The organism is Marinobacter lipolyticus, from assembly GCF_018424605.1.
GTDB lineage: Bacteria > Pseudomonadota > Gammaproteobacteria > Pseudomonadales > Oleiphilaceae > Marinobacter > Marinobacter lipolyticus_B.
This window is the reverse complement of sequence record NZ_QTKT01000002.1, coordinates 242,878-260,628: the sequence shown is the minus strand read 5'-3', so window position 1 is coordinate 260,628 and position 17,751 is coordinate 242,878. Positions and strand designations below refer to the sequence as shown.

General features: G+C 59.8%; 18 protein-coding genes and 1 pseudogene. 11 read left to right on the top strand and 8 right to left on the bottom strand.

Translation table 11 applies throughout. The annotated features are described in order from the left end of the window. Positions 1-136: 136 nt before the first annotated feature. Together DYI22_RS03665 and DYI22_RS03660 are read right to left on the bottom strand one after the other, a co-directional pair. Positions 137-1,750 (bottom strand): alpha/beta hydrolase family protein, encoded by a 1,614-nt coding sequence (locus tag DYI22_RS03665; RefSeq protein WP_213476684.1) that lies wholly within the window; start codon positions 1,748-1,750, stop codon positions 137-139. A 270-nt stretch (positions 1,751-2,020) separates the two neighbouring features. Beyond that, a complete protein-coding gene (locus DYI22_RS03660) occupies positions 2,021-2,281 on the bottom strand; it encodes a hypothetical protein (protein WP_213476683.1) in 261 nt (86 codons plus the stop codon). Between the two features lie 330 nt (positions 2,282-2,611). Between DYI22_RS03660 and DYI22_RS03655 the strand changes: the two genes are divergently transcribed. The 4 genes from DYI22_RS03655 to DYI22_RS03640 all read left to right on the top strand — a co-directional run bounded on the left by DYI22_RS03655 (position 2,612) and on the right by DYI22_RS03640 (position 5,145). Further along, a complete protein-coding gene (locus DYI22_RS03655) occupies positions 2,612-2,998 on the top strand; it encodes a hypothetical protein (protein ID WP_213476682.1) in 387 nt (128 codons plus the stop codon). Positions 2,999-3,103: 105 nt separating this feature from the next. After that, the gene (locus tag DYI22_RS03650; protein WP_213476681.1) at positions 3,104-4,336 is read left to right on the top strand and encodes an RNA polymerase sigma factor; all 1,233 of its coding nucleotides are present in this window, start codon (positions 3,104-3,106) and stop codon (positions 4,334-4,336) included. Positions 4,337-4,416: 80 nt separating this feature from the next. Next, a complete protein-coding gene (locus tag DYI22_RS03645; RefSeq protein WP_213476680.1) occupies positions 4,417-4,776 on the top strand; it encodes a YciI family protein in 360 nt (119 codons plus the stop codon). 15 nt (positions 4,777-4,791) lie between these two features. After that, a complete protein-coding gene (locus DYI22_RS03640) occupies positions 4,792-5,145 on the top strand; it encodes a DUF1428 domain-containing protein (protein WP_213476679.1) in 354 nt (117 codons plus the stop codon). 16 nt (positions 5,146-5,161) lie between these two features. Here the strand turns inward: DYI22_RS03640 and DYI22_RS03635 are convergent, their stop codons facing one another. The 3 genes and pseudogenes from DYI22_RS03635 to DYI22_RS03625 form a co-directional block, all read right to left on the bottom strand. After that, positions 5,162-5,539 (bottom strand): nuclear transport factor 2 family protein, encoded by a 378-nt coding sequence (locus DYI22_RS03635; protein WP_213476678.1) that lies wholly within the window; start codon positions 5,537-5,539, stop codon positions 5,162-5,164. 57 nt (positions 5,540-5,596) lie between these two features. Continuing rightward, positions 5,597-5,869: pseudogene (locus tag DYI22_RS03630) on the bottom strand (SDR family NAD(P)-dependent oxidoreductase); the annotation flags it as partial. Between the two features lie 98 nt (positions 5,870-5,967). Further along, positions 5,968-6,471: a lactoylglutathione lyase family protein gene (locus tag DYI22_RS03625; protein ID WP_213476677.1), complete on the bottom strand. Its 504-nt coding sequence runs from the start codon at positions 6,469-6,471 to the stop codon at positions 5,968-5,970. A 93-nt stretch (positions 6,472-6,564) separates the two neighbouring features. Here DYI22_RS03625 and DYI22_RS03620 point away from each other — a divergent pair, with 93 nt between their 5' ends. The 7 genes from DYI22_RS03620 to DYI22_RS03590 all read left to right on the top strand — a co-directional run bounded on the left by DYI22_RS03620 (position 6,565) and on the right by DYI22_RS03590 (position 12,478). Continuing rightward, on the top strand, positions 6,565-7,437 hold the full coding sequence (locus tag DYI22_RS03620; protein WP_213476676.1) for a LysR family transcriptional regulator: 873 nt from the start codon (positions 6,565-6,567) through the stop codon (positions 7,435-7,437). A 24-nt stretch (positions 7,438-7,461) separates the two neighbouring features. Then, on the top strand, positions 7,462-8,106 hold the full coding sequence (locus tag DYI22_RS03615) for a PepSY domain-containing protein (protein ID WP_213476675.1): 645 nt from the start codon (positions 7,462-7,464) through the stop codon (positions 8,104-8,106). A gap of 52 nt (positions 8,107-8,158) precedes the next feature. After that, on the top strand, positions 8,159-8,773 hold the full coding sequence (locus tag DYI22_RS03610; RefSeq protein WP_213476674.1) for a sigma-70 family RNA polymerase sigma factor: 615 nt from the start codon (positions 8,159-8,161) through the stop codon (positions 8,771-8,773). Further along, a complete protein-coding gene (locus DYI22_RS03605) occupies positions 8,770-9,516 on the top strand; it encodes an anti-sigma factor domain-containing protein (RefSeq protein WP_213476673.1) in 747 nt (248 codons plus the stop codon). The genes DYI22_RS03610 and DYI22_RS03605 overlap by 4 nt, the downstream gene beginning before the upstream one ends. Before the next feature lie 105 nt (positions 9,517-9,621). Continuing rightward, complete coding sequence (locus tag DYI22_RS03600) at positions 9,622-10,056, top strand: hypothetical protein (protein ID WP_213476672.1); 435 nt, start codon at positions 9,622-9,624, stop codon at positions 10,054-10,056. 170 nt (positions 10,057-10,226) lie between these two features. Beyond that, the gene (locus DYI22_RS03595) at positions 10,227-10,856 is read left to right on the top strand and encodes a TetR/AcrR family transcriptional regulator (protein WP_213476671.1); all 630 of its coding nucleotides are present in this window, start codon (positions 10,227-10,229) and stop codon (positions 10,854-10,856) included. After that, positions 10,853-12,478, top strand: a complete 1,626-nt coding sequence (locus DYI22_RS03590; protein WP_213476670.1) for a phytoene desaturase family protein — start codon at positions 10,853-10,855, stop codon at positions 12,476-12,478. The genes DYI22_RS03595 and DYI22_RS03590 overlap by 4 nt, the downstream gene beginning before the upstream one ends. Here the strand turns inward: DYI22_RS03590 and DYI22_RS03585 are convergent. The 3 genes from DYI22_RS03585 to DYI22_RS03575 form a co-directional block, all read right to left on the bottom strand. Next, complete coding sequence (locus DYI22_RS03585) at positions 12,475-15,585, bottom strand: efflux RND transporter permease subunit (protein ID WP_213476669.1); 3,111 nt, start codon at positions 15,583-15,585, stop codon at positions 12,475-12,477. The genes DYI22_RS03590 and DYI22_RS03585 overlap by 4 nt on opposite strands. Then, on the bottom strand, positions 15,582-16,763 hold the full coding sequence (locus DYI22_RS03580; protein WP_213476668.1) for an efflux RND transporter periplasmic adaptor subunit: 1,182 nt from the start codon (positions 16,761-16,763) through the stop codon (positions 15,582-15,584). The genes DYI22_RS03585 and DYI22_RS03580 overlap by 4 nt, the downstream gene beginning before the upstream one ends. A 115-nt stretch (positions 16,764-16,878) precedes the next feature. Next, on the bottom strand, positions 16,879-17,733 hold the full coding sequence (locus tag DYI22_RS03575) for a PA4780 family RIO1-like protein kinase (protein ID WP_213476667.1): 855 nt from the start codon (positions 17,731-17,733) through the stop codon (positions 16,879-16,881). Between the last annotated feature and the right edge of the window lie 18 nt (positions 17,734-17,751).

Below are 17,751 nucleotides of genomic sequence, written 5' to 3'. Positions count from 1 at the left end.
ACTTACATCTTCGGCGGATGTCTTTCCCCCAGCATAATGGGGAATCACGGATACCGGTAGTGGAATTACGGCGTAGGGCCTATGCAGTGAATCCTGGAGCCGGAAAGCCGTTAGCAATGGTATTCGAGTTTTCGGGCTAATCACCACACCCGCTGCGGATACTTTCGCAATGCTGGCGACCGCCGTTGCGATCGGTGTAGGCGCGCGCCGAGTGGTAATGAAAGCTCATCCTGTCAGCCCCGCCTGTTCGCGCGTCGTCAATCAACCGCTCATCCGCATCGTCGTAACCCGGCTCACCCGGCTCCTTTAGCCAGCGATCAAACCATGCCACGGTATAGTACGTAATAGAGGGTCTTCCCCACCCGCCTGAGCAGGCATTCCCGGATACATCCGGGCACCAGGACGTGGCGGGAAATTGCGGCAACAGGGAGAAATCAAAATGTGTCGTGCCCTGGAAACCAAGCGTATAGACGGGAACGCCGGCGCTTTTCCACGCCTCGAATGCGACCTTGCCGCCACCAGGATCCGGTGGCGCCAGGTAGGGAACCGGCGCAAATCCATAATCGGCAAAGAACGACATGGCAGGCACTCTGGGCTTGAATCCCGGAAGAACGCCCTGAGTGATAGCCAGCAATATCACGTCGTATAACGGGGCAGGTAGCTGCAGGTTCGAAGCCGTTGTGAGGCCCTCACCCGTAGGCGTTATCAAACTATCCCAGGCGACTACCGCCTCCACCGGGTTGTTATCATCCATCAGCCCAGGCCAGCGCTCCGCGCCAGGCGCACCGTAGCCCTGAACCACCGACACGCCAATGGCCCCAAGGGAATGCCCGGCAATACCAAGGCGCGAGTGATCCAGGCGAGACCATTCCGGATTATGGTGATAGACCTCGGTAGGTGATGAACCACCGCAAGTTAGCGAATGGGGGTAACGACGACGTGGCGTGGACCTGAAGAAATCGATAGCGTCCACCTGCCCTTCCCAAAATACTCTGGGGTTCAGATTGCTGCCTTGCTCCAACAGCGGTGTCTGAAAGTCTGAGCGTCCCTGTCCCCTTGGGTCATAGGTGAACACGGCATACCCGGCCCGTACCAGCGCCTGCGTGGCCCAGCTGTATGCGGTTTGCGGCGCCTGCACCGACCCGTTGGTGATCACTATGGTCGGCACAGGGTTTTCCGCAGCGGCGTGTTTTGGCACCCAAAGGGTTCCCGACAGCCGGGCGCAACCCTGGTCATAGAACACGACCTCGGTGACATCCGCTTCATTCTCGTAAAAGCCTTTCCCATCCGGCCCGTTTGCCTCTGGGTAACGATAAGGATCACCGGTACAGGGGAGACCATAAGTCGCACACAGTGGTGTAAGCGGAGTATTCAGTGATAGAGACAGCAACCACGACGGGTCGAGAATGGAGCGCAGCACCAGTTCCTCAACATTGGCCAGCGTTTGCTCAAGATAACGGCGCTGGAACGGTATGGACACCTGCTCCGTTAACGCATCCAGGGTTCTCGCGTAGTTCGTTGCTTCACAATTGGCCCACACTGGGCTAACAGCCTGCGCGTCATCACAACGGGTGTCGAGATTCTCAGGCTGGGTCGGCACCAGGCGCTGAGATGTGGAGGGTTCGTCCGGCGCAACCGCATCATCTCCCAACACTGCTTGCGAGGGGCTCGGCTCCTCCGCCGTGGACGAGTCCGAACCACCACAACCGGCCAACGCCATCGCTGACAGCAATAAAGCCCACTTCTTCATGCGCACATCCCTCGAATTCTTGTCATCAGGTGCTGCGCACAGAATAAAGTGTTTGAAGCGTACGTCCGTTGTCCTAAACGAGGGTCGGGGAGAATTTTTGGGCCAAGGGGAGAGTGCGGGACACGTTAATGGTCACAAGCCACCGCGATGCTCGCGTTAACGTTAGCCATGACCCACGGTCGACTCAGGTCATGTGGACCAGTGGTGGTGTGCAGAGAGAATTCGCCAAGCTCCCGGCCAGAAACTGCAGGCCGGGATCATGGCACAAAGCTAACCTCGCACCGTCTTACCCTGCGTCATCTGGTGCTCGTGGAACTGATTCATGTACTCACCAACACGCTGGCGAGCAGACTCGAGCTCCTTCCAGGCTTCCTGCAGTTCGGCCAGGTCTTCTTCTGCCGGTGCCTGATCCTGGGTACCGCTGTCTAGATCTTCATAGGCGGCATCGATCCGCTCCGCCACGTCCTGATACCTGGCCCAGGCCGCTTCGTATTGTTCTCGCTCTGTTTTCCATTCGCGCGCATTTACCATGGTTTGTCTCCAGCTGATATATGCCTGACTGCGCATGATGAGTTTTCGTTTCCCTACGAATACCACTTTAGGTCAGTGCAGGGTTCTTTCAACCCCCATCCTCACTGCATAGTCTAGACCTTCTTCTGGACCACGGTCGTGCCCTCTTGAGCGCTTACATCCGTTTGCTGTGACACTTCGTAGGCAACGCCTGCACCTTCGCGAACTTCGTCTTCCCGCGCCACCTGATCACAGTCAGGACCGGGGCAAACCCCTTACGAACTTTCAACCCACAGAACAGTCACACCCATTGGGTTCATTCACACCCGAATCGACACGGAGGTAGTCACCATGCACATCGCAAAAGACGACATTCCCGTTCGGATAGACGTACCCGGAGCAAAGGCGCGGCAGCAAACCGGTTTTGGTGATATATCCGGTTACAACACGATGGGTGCGGAATACTTCTCCTTTGGTGCCGGCACCGATATCACCGAGCTTTTGCACGGGCTGGAGGGCGACCGCTGCCAGAGCCCTCATTGGGGTTACGTGGTGGACGGCGAAATCACGGCTCTTTACCTGGATGGCAGCGAGGAAACCTCCCGCAGCGGTGATCTGTTCTACTGGCCGCCCGGGCACAGTGTTCGCGCCGAGAAAGACACCGACATTGTGATGTTCAGCCCCGAGCACGAGCACGGTCTGGTGATCGACCACATTCGGGGTCAGGTCGGCAGCTGAAAACCTCAGCCGATGGCAGACTACAATGACCGAATGACCCGGGCCGGGGTTTTTATCAGCGCCCAGCTTGAGCAGTGTCAGTAAGCCAGAACAGGGACAGCCCGCATGATCAGGGATGACGCATGGATAGGCCAGCTTTATCGCCAGCAATCGCGCCGGGTGCTGGCGACACTGATTCGCCTGCTGGGGGACTTTGCGCTGGCTGAGGAAGCCATGCAGGAGGCGTTTACCGCAGCGGTGCGACAGTGGCCTGACGAGGGCACGCCGGAGAACCCGACTGCCTGGCTTATCCGCACCGGGCACCGCCGTGGCATCGACCAGATTCGCCGCAAGCAGACCGCGCGTCAACACGCCCATCTACTCGCTGATGACGAAGATGCCCTGCCCGAGCCCGGCGAGCAGACCTTTCAGGATGATCAGCTAAGATTGCTGTTTACCTGTTGCCACCCTGCGTTGCCACTGGAGGCGCGGGTCGCCCTGACACTCCGTGAAATGTGCGGGCTCACCACTGAACAGGTGGCCAGGGCCCTTCTGCAAAAACCGGCAACCCTCGCACAACGCATCGTAAGGGCGAAGAAAAAGATCCTTCTGGCCGGTATCCCCTATGAAGTTCCTGAACCGAAGGAACTGCCCGAACGGCTTCCTGGCGTGCTGCGGGTGATCTATCTGGTCTTCAATGAAGGCTACTCCCGCAGTGACGGCGAGCAGGTGGTGGATATCAGCCTGGCCGCCGAGGCCATCCGTTTGGCGCAGGAGATGGCCCGGCTGCTGCCGGAGGGTGAAGTGTTCGGCCTGCTGGCACTGATGCTGCTGCACCATTCGCGGCGGCACGCCCGGCAGGATTCCGCTGGCGAGCTGATTATCCTGGAAGATCAGGACCGTACGCTATGGAAGCGGGAGGACATCCACTCTGGCCTTCAATGGCTGGAAGCAGCGCTGGCTCGCACACCCATGGGGCCTTACACATTACAGGCGAGCATCGCTGCGGCGCATGCGCAAGCCGACAGCGCCCAGGCAACGGACTGGGGCCGCGTCGTTCGCCTGTACGACGCCCTCTACCGGCAACAGCCCTCTCCGATAATCGCGCTGAATCGAGCCGTTGCGGTCGCCATGCACGGCAGCCCGGCCCAGGGGCTGCAGTTGCTGGACGAACTGGCCAGCGAAAAAGTAGTCGTGGGTTACCACCTGTTCCACGCGGCCCGCGCCGACCTGCACCGCAGGGCCGGCAATGTTGATGAGGCCCGGCAGTGTTACCAGCGGGCCCTGCCCCTGGTGTCTCAGGGTCCGGAGCAGCGTTTTCTGGAGCGCCGCCTTGCGGAGCTGGCACATTCCAACTGAAATTTATTCAGCGTGTCGATATGAACCCTTGCTGCGCGACTTACCAGTGAACACAACAAACAACCCAGGGAGGAAAACCCGTGAAATACGTCGCCTTGGTCTATTACCAGGAAAGCATCATCAACGCCATGACCGAGCAGGAGTGGCACGACCTCAACCAGGAGTGCGTCGCAGGGGTGGAACGGCTGACCAGCCAGGGACACTACGTGACCGGACAGCCGTTGCAGCCGGTGGAGACTGCCACCACGGTGCGGGTACGGGACGAGGAAGTGCTGATCTCAGATGGGCCCTTCGCGGAGACCAAGGAACAGCTGGCGGGTTTCTACCTGCTGGAAGCCCGCCAGCTGAACGAAGCCCTGCACCTGGCCAGCCGGATTCCGCCGGCGCGCTTCGGCAGCATCGAGGTACGGCCGGTGCGGGAACTGCCCCCGATAGACTGAACAAGGAGCACAATCATGAGCTATGTCGATGGATTTGTAGCCGCTGTACCCACTGCCAACAAGGACCAGTACATCAAGCACGCCACCGATGCCGCCGCGGTGTTCAAGGAGTACGGCGTAATCAATATGGTCGAATGCTGGGGTGACGATGTACCAGAAGGCAAGGTGACGTCTTTTCCCTTGGCCGTGCAGTGCCAACCGGAGGAAACCGTGGTGTTCTCCTGGCTGGTGTGGCCTTCCCGCGAGGTACGTAACGAGGCCATGCCCCGGCTTATGGAGGACCCGCGCCTGAAGCCGGACGTGAACCCCATGCCGTTTGATGGCAAACGTCTGATCTACGGCGGCTTCTCGGTCATTGTGGAGGAATAGCGGAAAAACCCGGGCATCAGCCGGCGGAAGGCAGGTTCCCACCCAGCATGTTCTCCACCACGGCGGCGTTGTAGAAGGTTTCCACCGTCTGGATCTTATCGTTCCGGACACGGAACCAGACCGCAAGCCGCACGTCTCCGATGGGTTCAAAGTGGGTGCGGTAGTCCAGAATGGCGAACACGTGCTCTCCGTCGGCGCTGAGCTGCCGAACAATCAGGTCCTTCTGAATGGCCGCCATGCCGAACTGGTAGGCGAGCATGTCATCCGGGCGCAGAAAGCGCATATTCGGACCTACGTATTCAAAGCCTTCCGTCTCCAGTGAGGCCTTTGCCTCATCAAAGCGCTGGTCGTTAATATCAGCGATGAACTGCGCCACGATGTCTTTCGGCTCCATGAAAGCCTCCGCTTGAAGGTATAGGGACTGCCCAGACGCCCTTTCGGGCGGTGTCGACTACCAGGGCAGCTCTTCCCCATTGCTGTGCCAGAACGAGCCGGTGTTCTCCAGGTTCAGGGCGCTTATACGCTCTGCCAGACCTTTTGCCGACTCCTCCGGCGTTATCAGACCGCCAAAATTCACCATGCGGGTCTGCACATAGCCGGGGTGAAGCTGTGCTACGGCTATGCCTTTAGACTGTAGGTCCATCGCCAGGGATTTGCCAAATGCATTCAATGCCGCCTTGGACGCACGATAACCGTATCGACCGCCGGAATCGTTATCGGCAAGGCACCGGTGATGACCGCGGGTTTGCGATCAGGCATACAAACCTCCTTATTTTCCGGAAACCGCCCACTACAATAGCAACTGCCTTTGAGGATCTCACCCTAATAGGCGCCCTCACTGTAGATCAGCTCGTAACTGTGGCTGTAGATTTCCACGATGTTGCCGAACGGGTCTTCCATATAGATCATGCGATACGGCTTCTGGCCCGGATAGTAATAGCGGGGTTTTGCCATTCGCTTCTTGCCACCGGCCGCCACAATCCGGTCCGCCAGCCCTTCAACGTCCGGGTCCTGGACGCAAAAGTGAAAAACGCCGGTTTTCCAGTATTCGAAATTGTTGTCCGGGTTGGTCTGGTTGCTGAACTGGAACAGCTCAACCCCGATCCGGTCGCCCGTGGAAAGGTGTGCGATACGGAAACTGCCCCACCCGGCCCCGAACACGTCGGTGCACATCTCGCCAATAGCGCTGTCGTCTTCAACGATCTCGGTGGGTTCCATGATCAGGTACCAACCCATAACGCCTGTGTAGAATTCCACTGCCTTCTCAAGATCCGGCACCGAAATGCCAATGTGGGAAAAGTTTCGGGGGTAAACGTTGTTACTCATAACCTGTCCTCCTGAGTGATGATGAAATCAGGTTACAACCGACATTAGATTACGTAAAATTATCATTTATCATGGTTTCGAGTATTCTTTGTAATGATTAATACCACCTGGCTCCGCAGCTTCTGCACGCTGGTGGACGTGGGTCACTTCACCCGCACCGCAGAGCGCTTGCATATGACACAGTCCGGCGTCAGCCAGCATGTTCGCAAGCTGGAAGCGCAGCTGGGGCAATCCTTGCTGGTGCGTGAGGGCAAACGTTTCTCTCTCACCGACGCAGGCCAGCGGCTGTACCACGAGGCGCAACCCATCCTGCTGGCGCTTTCCGGCCTCGAACAACGGGTGACCGAAGACCCGCCACACGAAGGTCTGGTGCGGGTCATGTCGCCTGGCAGCGTGGGGCTTAAGCTGTACCCTCATCTTCTTGAGTTGCAGAGGCAACATCCCGCCCTGGTCATTGACTACCGCTTCGCGCCAAACGCAGACATTGCGCTCGCCATTGCAGAACACCGCGTGGATGTCGGCTTTATGACCAGCCATGCTGCGCGCCCAGCGGTAAGCTGCAGCGCCATCGCCAGCGAACCGCTGCGGCTGGTAACTCCGGCCGGCGTCTCTGCCCCCGGGTGGGACCAACTGATGACGCTCGGTTTTATCGATCACCCCGACGGGGCTCACCATGCAGCCCTGCTGCTCGGTGCCAATTTCCAGGAATTTCAGCATATCGGGCAGTTCACGCTGAAAGGGTTCTCCAACCAGATCAGCCTGATACTCGAGCCGGTCAGCATGGGGCTGGGCTTTACGGTATTGCCGGCCCATGCGGTAGCGGCATTCCAGAAACCTCACCGGATCCGGATTCACGAGTTGCCAACCCCGGTCAGTGAGACACTGTATCTGGGCGTGCGAAGTAACCAGCCGGTACCAAACCGGGTGAACACTGTTATCGATCAGGTGAAAAAGTGGCTAGAATGAACGTCCTAGCGCCCGGGCGAACAGGTGGAATGTGACAACACGACGGCACAACCCCTAGCCAATCAGATTGTGGCGGCGCGAGATCACATCGGTGAGAACGCCACCACCTATGACGACGTACTGGAACGTGCCCGGGCGGCAGGCATTGACGCCGGGCTGCTGGAGATCAAACCCGCGGCGGATGCCACCCGCGCCTGGGTTGTGCGTGAAATTGACGGCAGCTGGCCGACCCAGGTGGATATGGTGGCGATCGCCCCCCACTCCATGACGGTCACCGACCGGGTGGATTTCGAGACCTTTCCCATGGCCGCCAAACTGACCCGCTGGGGCATTGACGCCCACATGGGCATTCTGTTCGGCCTGCCCAATCAGCTGTTCGTGGCCGCCTGCGCCCTGGCGTTGTGCGTGATCATCGTACTGGGATACCGCATGTGGTGGCTGCGACGGCCCACCCAGGCAGGTCAAAACAGGCCAACTGCCCGCAGAGTGTGGACCCAACTGACCAAAGCACCGCCTCTGGCGCTGGTGGTCATGGCGGGCACCGCGATTGGCCTGGGCCTGTTTGCACCGGTGATGGGTGTGAGCCTTCTGGCGTTCCTGCTCGTGGATGCCGCGCTGGCGGTTGGCCGCCGCGCTCCGGAAAAGCGCCTTGACCTGAGCAACTCTTAACCGGCAATCTTCAGATTCCAGGCCGAAGCGCCAGCGACAACCCAGGCGAAGTATGGAATCTGAATCACCCAAGCCTTTCGAGGCACAGCGCACTCCTTCGGACCACCCGGAGGGTGCGCTTCTCCTCACGTCAAAGGACATTGGCAAGCTGATTGCCAAAGTCGCTCAGCGCGACCGCGCCGCCTTCGCCCGTCTATACGAAGCCACCGCCCCGAAACTTCTGGGCACGGTGTTGCGTATTCTGAGAGACAGGGCCTGGGCAGATGATGTTATTCAGGACGTTTACATCAAGATCTGGCAGAAAGCGACGCAGTTCGATGCCGGCAGAGCGTCTGCCATTGCCTGGATGGCGTCCATCGCCCGCAACAGCGCCATCGACGAGCTGCGCAAGCATCCTGCACGACGTACCGTGAGCGATGATGACATTGAGCAGATTGCCAGCGTGCAACCGACTGCACAGGCACAGCTCGAGGGCCAGCAGGCGGTAGCGAGCCTGAACCGGTGCCTCGATGAACTGGAAAAGGACCGGCAGGACATGGTTCGCCTGGCGTATCTGAATGGCTGGTCCCGCGACCAGCTGGCCGCCCACTTCGATCAGCCGGTGAATACCGTAAAGACCTGGCTGTACCGCGCACTGAAACAACTGAAAAGGTGTCTGGCACCATGACCGACCACAACGATCTCGACACGCTGGCGGCGGAGTTCGTTCTGGGAACGCTGCCAGCTGAGGAGCGCAGTGTTGTTGCCACACGCCGCAATGAAGATCCCGAACTCGAGGCATTGATTCTGGCCTGGGAGGCGCGATTGGCGCCGCTGCTGGACGAAGTGGAACCCATCCAGCCCGGGCCCGACCTCCTTGCCCGTATCGAGAAGCGGCTGGATGAGCTGGAGTCCTCGGCCGTTAGCTCCAACCCGGTGACGCAAGGTGCAACCGTAACCGAACTGACGCGCCGCCTGCGACGCTGGCAATGGAGCACCGCCGTGGCGTCCGCCGCGGCCCTGATGCTGGTGGCCATTCTGGCCTTCCAACCGGCCGAAGAGCCGCAATCGTTTGTCGCGGTGTTCCAGCATGACGACCAGCAGCCGGCCTTTCTGCTTTCCGTGGACCTTGAAAACCGGCAACTGAACATTCGCCCGGTGACCGCTGAACCGGTTCAGGGAAGGTCCTACCAGCTGTGGATCAAGGCCGACGAACTTGGCCCTAACCCCCGTTCTGTGGGCGTTCTTACCAACAACATGACCATCGACGAATCGGCACTTCGCCAATACGATCCGGAGCTTCTGAAAGCAGCGACGTTTGGCATCAGCGTTGAACCCGAAGGTGGCTCACCGACGGGACAGCCAACAGGGCCGGCAATTCATGGCTATCTCTATCCCACCGGAGAAGGTAAATCAGGCCATCAACTCTGAAAAAATGCGTTCACCTGCAACTTTTTGGCTGCACATGCGTAACTCCCGGCACACCCATCTGAAAAACACCGAAAGGATGGGCCAACCGAAAACAAGGAGAGCGTAATGAACAAGCATTTCAAGAAGAACGCATTTCTGACAGCGGCCCTGGTTTCCACTGCCCTGACCTCTGGCGCGGCCATGGCCATGAGTGATGCCAAAGTGGGCGTTTGGGGGGATGACCAGTCCGTCTCCGATGGCACTGTAACCGCCAAAAAAATCATGGCCGAGAAGAACGGTTGGCTGGTGGTTCACCGCACCGACGAAGCCATGAAACCCGGACCGGTGGTTGGCCACGCTCCCATCAAGAAGGGCAAGAATATGGACGTCGCTGCCATTCTGACCGAGGAAGTGGAATCCGGCGAGATGTTGATGCTGATGGTTCATAGCGAGGACGGCGGCATGAAAACCGGTATCTTCGAGTACACCCTCGGCGCCAAGGAAGACGGTCCGATCCGCCAGGACGGCAATCTGGTTATGAAGGTCATTACCGCACAGTAGAGATTTGTTGGGCCCGGGGCAGGCCGGTCGGCCTGCCCTCCCTTTCAAACCGTCCTTCCTGCTTTTATACCCCTCACTAAGCCGCGTATTCCCTGACCCCAAAAATTCATTTGACAGCCTGAGCACGCCTGTGATGTTATCACCATTAACAATGTTATCGGTGATAACTCATGACCACAAAAGCACGCCTCAACTACCACCACGGCGACCTGCCTCAACAGGCACACCAGCTCGCCCTCGACACCTTGCGGGAACACGGCGACACCGCGATCAGCCTCAGGGCACTGGCGAAACAGATTGGCGTCAGCGCGCCGGCCCTTTACCGCCATTTTTCCGATCGCGAAAGCCTGCTTGCGGACCTGGCCGTATCCGGATTCAAAGCCCTGCGGGAACGCCTTCTGGCGGTTGACCAGTCCGAACCGCGACGGGCACTGATTGACATCGGGCTGGTGTACGTCGCCTTTGCCCAGGACGATCCCAACCTGTACCGACTGATGTTTGGCGGGCGGGTGCTCCCCCGGGGTATTCACCCGCGCCTGGATGCCGCCGGCAAGGGCGCATTCCAGGTACTGGAAGACACCATTGCCCGGGCCCGGCAGGCGGGTTACCTCAAACCCATGCCGCTGGCGCTGATGACCGCTGCCGCCTGGTCGCTGGTGCATGGGCTTTCGCAACTGACCATTGATGGCCACCTACCCGGCGCGGATGCGGAACCACAACTGGCCCAGGGCGTTCTCACCCTGCTGCTGGACGGCTCCCTCTCTGAACAAGAACAACCTCACAAGGACACCACAGCATGAGCACCCCAAAACCCAGTACTATTCGTGTCGGCCGTCGCTATCGGGCCAACCGGCTGGAAGGGCCCTACGACGCCATTGTCATCGGGTCCGGTATCGGCGGACTGACCACCTCCGCCTGCATGAGCAAGCTTGGCAGGAAAGTGGTCGTCTTCGAGCAGCACTACACCGCCGGCGGATTCACCCACAGCTATGACCGTAACGGCTACGAGTGGGACGTGGGCGTGCACTATATTGGTGACGTGGGCGCGGACCACACCCTGACCAAGCGGCTGTTCGATCACATCACCGACGGCCAGCTCAAGTGGGCCCCCATGGATGCCCATTTTGACCGCATCTTCATCGGCGACCGCCATGTGGACCTGGTGGCCGGGCCAGCCAATTTCAAAGCCGAACTGCTGAAAGCCTTCCCCGCTGAAGCGCAGGCCATCGACACCTACCTCGATTACCTCCGCAAAGTGGCCAAGGCCATGCCGGGACTGGTGATTGGCAAGGTGCTGCCTGACCTGGCTGCCGGCCCCCTGCGCAAGCTGGTCAACCGTGCCGCGCCTTCATTCCTGAATCGTCCCACCCGCGAGGTGCTGGAAAGCCTGACCAGCAACCAGGAGCTGATTGCGGTGCTGACCGGCCAATGGGGGGATAACGGCCTGCCGCCGGCAGAATCCAGCTTCATCATCCACGCGCTGATTGCCCGCCATTATCTTTACGGTGGCTATTACCCCGTGGGTGGCGCATCGGAAATGGCCAAGACCATCATTCCGGTTATCCAGCAAAGCGGCGGCGAGGTATTCACCTACGCCGACGTAAAGGAAATCCTGATTGAAAACGGCAAGGCGGTCGGTGTGCGCATGGCGGACGGCGCCGAGGTACGTGCCCCGCTGGTGATCAGCAACGCGGGCGTGTTCAACACCTTCGACAGGCTGCTTCCGGAGTCCGCGCCACACCGGGAGTATTATCAACAGAAACTGAAAACCGTGGAACGCTCCATGGCCAGCAACTGCCTGTACATCGGCCTTCAGGATACCGCCGAGAATCTCGAACTGCCGAAAACCAACTACTGGATCTACCCCGGCACCCACTACGAGAAACAGGTCAGCGACTTCATCGCCTCACCGGAGCAGAACGACATACCCCTGACGTACATCTCGTTCCCCTCCGCCAAGGACCCGAGTTTCGCAGAGCGTTACCCCGGGCGGGCCACCATCGAGATTGTCGCACCGGGGCCTTACGACTGGTACGCAGACTGGGCCGATGAAACCTGGGGCAAGCGCGGCGACGAGTACGAGGCGAAAAAGGAAGCCTATGCCCAGCGATTGCTGGCCAAGCTGTACGAAAAATTCCCGCATCTTGAGGGCAAGGTGGATTACTACGAGTTGTCCACGCCGCTGTCCACCGACTATTTCTGCCGCTACAGCAAGGGCGAGATCTATGGCCTGAACCACACGCCCAGCCGTTTCGAGCAGGACTGGCTGAAACCGAAAACCCGCATTCCCGGCCTGTACCTGACCGGTCAGGATGTGATGACCTGCGGCGTGGCCGGGGCCATGATCGGCGGTCTGCTGGCCACCGTTGCGGTCAGTGGCCTTAAGGGGCTGCCATTGGCGAAGAAGATGTTTGTGGGTTAGGACGCGTGTGGCCGGCGCGCCCGCCGGTCTCTCAGTGACTGAATCCATTTGTAGAAAATCGGCACCAGCAGGGTGCCAAAAATGGTCGCCGCCAGCATCCCGCTCAGCACCGTGATACCCAGGCTGATGCGGCTGGCCGCTCCTGCTCCGCTGGCGAGCACCAGCGGCAGCACGCCAAGTACGAACGACAGTGCGGTCATCAGCACCGCGCGGAAACGCAGCACGGCCGCCTTGTTGGCGGCCTCTTCCGCACTGAGCCCTGACTGCCTCAGCTGCATGGCAAATTCCACAATCAGGATGGCCGTTTTGGTGGACAGCCCCACCAATAGCACCAGCCCGACCTGCGCGTAGATATTGTTGGCAAGCCCTACCAGCCAGAGGCCCGCCAGCGCGCCGAAGATGGCCAGGGGCACGGCGCCGATAACCGCGAACGGAAGGCTCCAGCTTTCGTACTGGGCCACCAGAAACAGGTACACGAAGACGATTGCCAGCAGGAAGATGACGATGGCGAGGTTCCCCGCCTGAATTTCCTGCAGGCTCTGCCCGGCCCAACTGAATTCATACCCCTGCGGCAGATTCTCCGACAGCGCTTCCATGGTGCTTATGGCATCGCCACTGGCAAAGCCGGTGGCGGCTTCGCCGGATATCGTCACCGACCGTTTGAGGTTGAAATGCTGGATGCTGGAAGGTCCAAGCACCGGCCGCAGCGAAGCCAGTGTGGTCAGCGGCACCATGGCGCCGTCTTGGTTGCGAACGTAATAAAACGACAGATCTTCCGGCCGTTGCCGGAACTCACCCTCCGCCTGCAGCAACACCCGGTAGTTTTTGCCAAAGCGGGTAAAGTCGTTCACGTACAGCGACCCCAGCTGGGTCTGCAGTGTGGAGAAGATATCGGACAACTGGATGCCCAGCGCCTTGGCCTTGTTGCGGTCCACCTCAAGGAGATACTGGGGAATATTGGCGCGATAGGTACTGTATACCCTGGAGAGCGAGGCCTGCTGATTGGCCTCGAAGATCAGGCCATTCATCACCTGCGCCAGTTCGGCAACGTCCCGCCCAAGGTTGTCCTGCAATCGGTAATCAAAACCCGACGAAGTACCCAGGCCCGGAATCGGAGGTGGATTGAACACCATGATCTGGGCTTCGGAGACCGCCCAGAGGCCGGAGTACAGCCGCGGCACGACCTCCCTCAACCCCAGGCCAGGTTCTTCCCGCTCTTCCCAGTCTTTCAGCATCACGATGCCCAGGCCGTTATTGGACCCGCTGCCTCCGAGCAGGGAGAACCCGGACACAGAAATAAAATCGGTCACCGCGGGGTCCTCCAGCACCATGCCAGTGACCTTGGCCAGCACCGCATCGGTACGCTCCAGCGCCGCCGCATCCGGAAGCTGCACGTCCACGAACAAGTAGCCCTGATCCTCCGGGGGCACAAATGCCGTTGGCACGGATCTGAACAGCCCGGCCGTCCCCAGCAGGAGAACCACCAGCGCAATGGCCACCAGGGCGCTCTTGCGAAGCAGCCTCCGCACCAGGCCGGAGTAGCCCCGGGTTCCTGCAGTGATGGCCCGCTCAAAGAAACTGAGCCATCGGATCGACTGACTGCCACTGCCGAGTAGCGAGACACAGAGCGCGGGGCTCAGGGTCAGGGCATTGATGGAGGAGATGATCACGGCCACCGAAATGGTCACGGAAAACTGCTTGTACAGTTCGCCGGTTATCCCCGGCATAAAGCCCACCGGCACGAACACCGCCAGTAGCACCAACGTGGTGGCAATCACTGGCCCGGTGACCTCTTCCATGGCCTTGGTGACCGCCTCGCCGATCGGCAGCTTCTCTTCCTGCAAAATCCGCTCAACGTTCTCGATGACCACGATGGCGTCGTCGACCACAATGCCGATCGCCAGCACCAGGCCGAACAGGGTGATGGTGTTGATGGAATATCCCAGCGCCGCCATCACCGCGAAGGTACCAATCAGTGAAACCGGAATCGCCACGGACGGAATGAGCGTGGCCCGCCAGTTCTGCAGGAACAGAAACACCACCAGGATGACCAGACCGATCGCCTGATAGAGCGTGACGATCACCTCGTCGATGGACCGGGTGATGAACTCGGTTGTGTCGTAAAGGATGGAATGGGAGACACCGTCCGGAAAGGAAGTGGCGGCTTCGTTCACCACCTGTTTCACGCGCTCTGCAACATCCAGGGCATTGGCATCCGGTAGCTGGTAGATCACCACAAACGCCGTGTCCTGATTGTTTAGCTTCGCGGTCGAGGTATACGAGCGGGACCCCAGCTCGATACGCCCGATATCGGCAAGGCGCAGGAACCCACCTCCAGGGCGTGCCCGGATGATCATCTGACCGAATTCTTCCGGGTCGGACAGCCGCTCTTTGCTCTGGATGGTGTAGACGAACTGCTGCCCCTCAGGCACCGGCGCCTGCCCCAGCTTGCCCGCCGCCACGATCTGGTTCTGCTCCTGTATGGCGGCGGCAACCTCGGTGACGGTGACGTCTACCGAGGCCATTCGCCGTGGATCGAGCCAGATCCGCATGCTGTAGTCTTTGGCCCCCATGACCTCTGCCGAGGCCACGCCCGGAACCCGCCCCAGAGCTTCCACCAGGTTGTTGGAGGCGTAGTTGCTCAGAAAGATGCCATCCAGATCCGGCCGCTCAGATGTCAGGTTGATGCCCAACAGCATGTTGCCGGACTGCTTGCTGACCACCACCCCCTGGCGTCGGACCTCGTCAGGCAGGAAGGGCTCGGCCAGCGCCACCCGGTTCTGCACGTTCACCTGAGCAATATCGGTGTCGGTGCCACTCTCAAACGTGAGCGTGATGGTTGCGGTGCCCTCGCTGGAGGCCGTGGATTCGATATAGATCATGTCTTCCACCCCATTGAGCTGTTGCTCGATGGGGCGGGTTACCGCCTCCTCCACCACCTGGGCACTGGCCCCCGGCAGCGTGGCGGTCACCTGCACCTGCGGCGGTGCCATGTCCGGATACATATTGACGGGCAGAAGCCGCAACGCCAGCAGGCCGGCCAGGGTAATCAGAATGGAAATGACAAAGGCAAATTTCGGGCGCTGGATGAAAACGCGGCTGATCATTGCACCGCCTCTTCCGTCGCCGAAAGTGCGCCGGTCTGCGGATCGATTCGCTTCTCGACCGGGTTCACCACTGTTCCCGACCGCACCTTCTGAAGCCCTTCAACGATCACCCGGTCACCGGGTTCCAGGCCGCTCTGCACGACCATCATCGCGCCACGGCGGGCGCCGGTCTGCACGAAACGTTGCGCAACTTCCTGCTGGTCATTCACCAGCAGTACGAACTTGCCTTCGATGGTTTCCTGAATGGCCATCTGGGGAACCAGAGGCTGCTGTTCTCCGGACTGCCCCTCGATCATCAGGGTTACGTAAAGCCCCGGCAGAAGGATGGAGTCGGGGTTGGGGAAGACGGCTCTAATGGGCACGGTGCCAGTGCTGGATTCCGTTCGCACGTCTGCAAAATCCAGAACCCCGCTTTGCGGATAGCTCTCGCCATCTGGGAGGGTCAGCGACAACGATAGCTGATTGGTGAAGTCCCGGGTGGAGCCGGAATTAGCACGGCGGAACGAGATGTAGTCCGCTTCGTTAACCTCAAACTGCACGTAGATGGGATCAACCACCAGCACTTCGGTGATCGGCCCGCTGGAAGGATTCACCACTGACCCGACATCAAAGTTCAGCTTGCCGACCCAGCCATCGAAAGGCGCCCGGATTTCCGCATAGTCGAGGTTGGTCCTGGCCTTGTCGAGGGCCGCCTCTGCCGATTGCAGCTGGCTTTCCGCCGCGTTGAAGCGGTCTTTCAGCTTGTCCAGATCCGTGTCTGAGAGAAAGCCTTTGCTGGCAACTTCCTCGCCGCGACGAAGGTTTCTGGATGCCGAGTCTACTTCTGCCCTGGCCGCCGCCAGGTCCGCTTCCGCCTGTCTAAGACTGGCCCTGGCGGTGGTGTCTTCGAGCCTGAACAGAACCTGCCCCTGGCTGACCCGGGCGCCCTCCTCAAACAGGATTTCGCGAATTTCCGCTTCTATACGCGCTGTGATATCGGCCTTGGCGGACGCCGCGGTTCTGGCAACGAACTCGCGCGACGGCCGCACTTCGGTATCCTCCACAACCACCACCGAGACGGCCACCGGGGCTGCTTGCTCCGGTTCTGCTGAATCGGAGCAACCCGCAGTAAGACCTACCGCAAGAGCGAACAGAACAACGCGCCGGATTTGCCTGTGCAGAATGCAGGAACTGGACATCGGCTTCCTTCCATGGTGTTGCACCATTGTGGGGCCGCGATGGTTTGCGGTGTCGCTTTAAAGATTAGTCCACCGAAAGGCGAGCGTCCAAGCCACCTAAACGCAGCACCGGCCGTCAGTCCTCTTCGGCGTCCCGCAGTCGCTCCTGGCGCTCCCATTCTTCCTCTTTGGCAGCGTCGATCACTTCCATCAGCTCATCCACGTTGGCGGCCGTTTCGTTGTGCTCGAAGCACCCCGTGAGTTTGCTGCCCGGGTGCAGCTTACCGCTCTCATACAGAGCCCAGATTTCCTTGCCATAGTCAGTTTTAAGAAGCTCCGGCGCGAAACGACCAAAGTAGCGACGCATGTTGTCCACATCGCGCTCCAGCATACGCTCGGCGTTATTGTTGCCGGATGCGTCCACCGCCTGCGGCAGGTCGATAATGACCGGTCCGTTGCCGTCCACCAGCACATTGAATTCGGACAGATCGCCGTGAATCAGGCCGGCGCAGAGCATGCGCACCACCTCGGCTATCACGTGGGCGTGGTACTCCAGAGCCTGTTCCGGCGACAGGGTCACGTCATCCAGCCGGGGCGCCGCCTTACCGTCTTCATCCGCCACCAGTTCCATCAGCAGAACCCCGTCCACAAACCCCAGCGGCTCCGGCACCCGAACGCCCGCGCCAGCAAGGCGATACAGCGCGTCCACTTCGGCATTCAGCCAGGCACTCTCCTGCTCCTTCTGGCCGTAACGGGTTTTCTTGCCCATGGCCCGCGCTCGCCGGCTGTTCCGGACTTTACGGCCTTCCTGATACTCCACGGCCTGCTTGAAACTTCGCTTCTGAGCTTCCTTGAACACCTTGGCACACCGTATCTGATCGCCGCAGCGCACCACATAAACCTGCGCTTCCTTGCCGCTCATCAACTGGTAAAGCACTTCGTCCACCATGCCGTCATCGACAAGGGGCTGTAATCGCTTAGGTACTTTCATAAAACCCGTTCAGCCAGA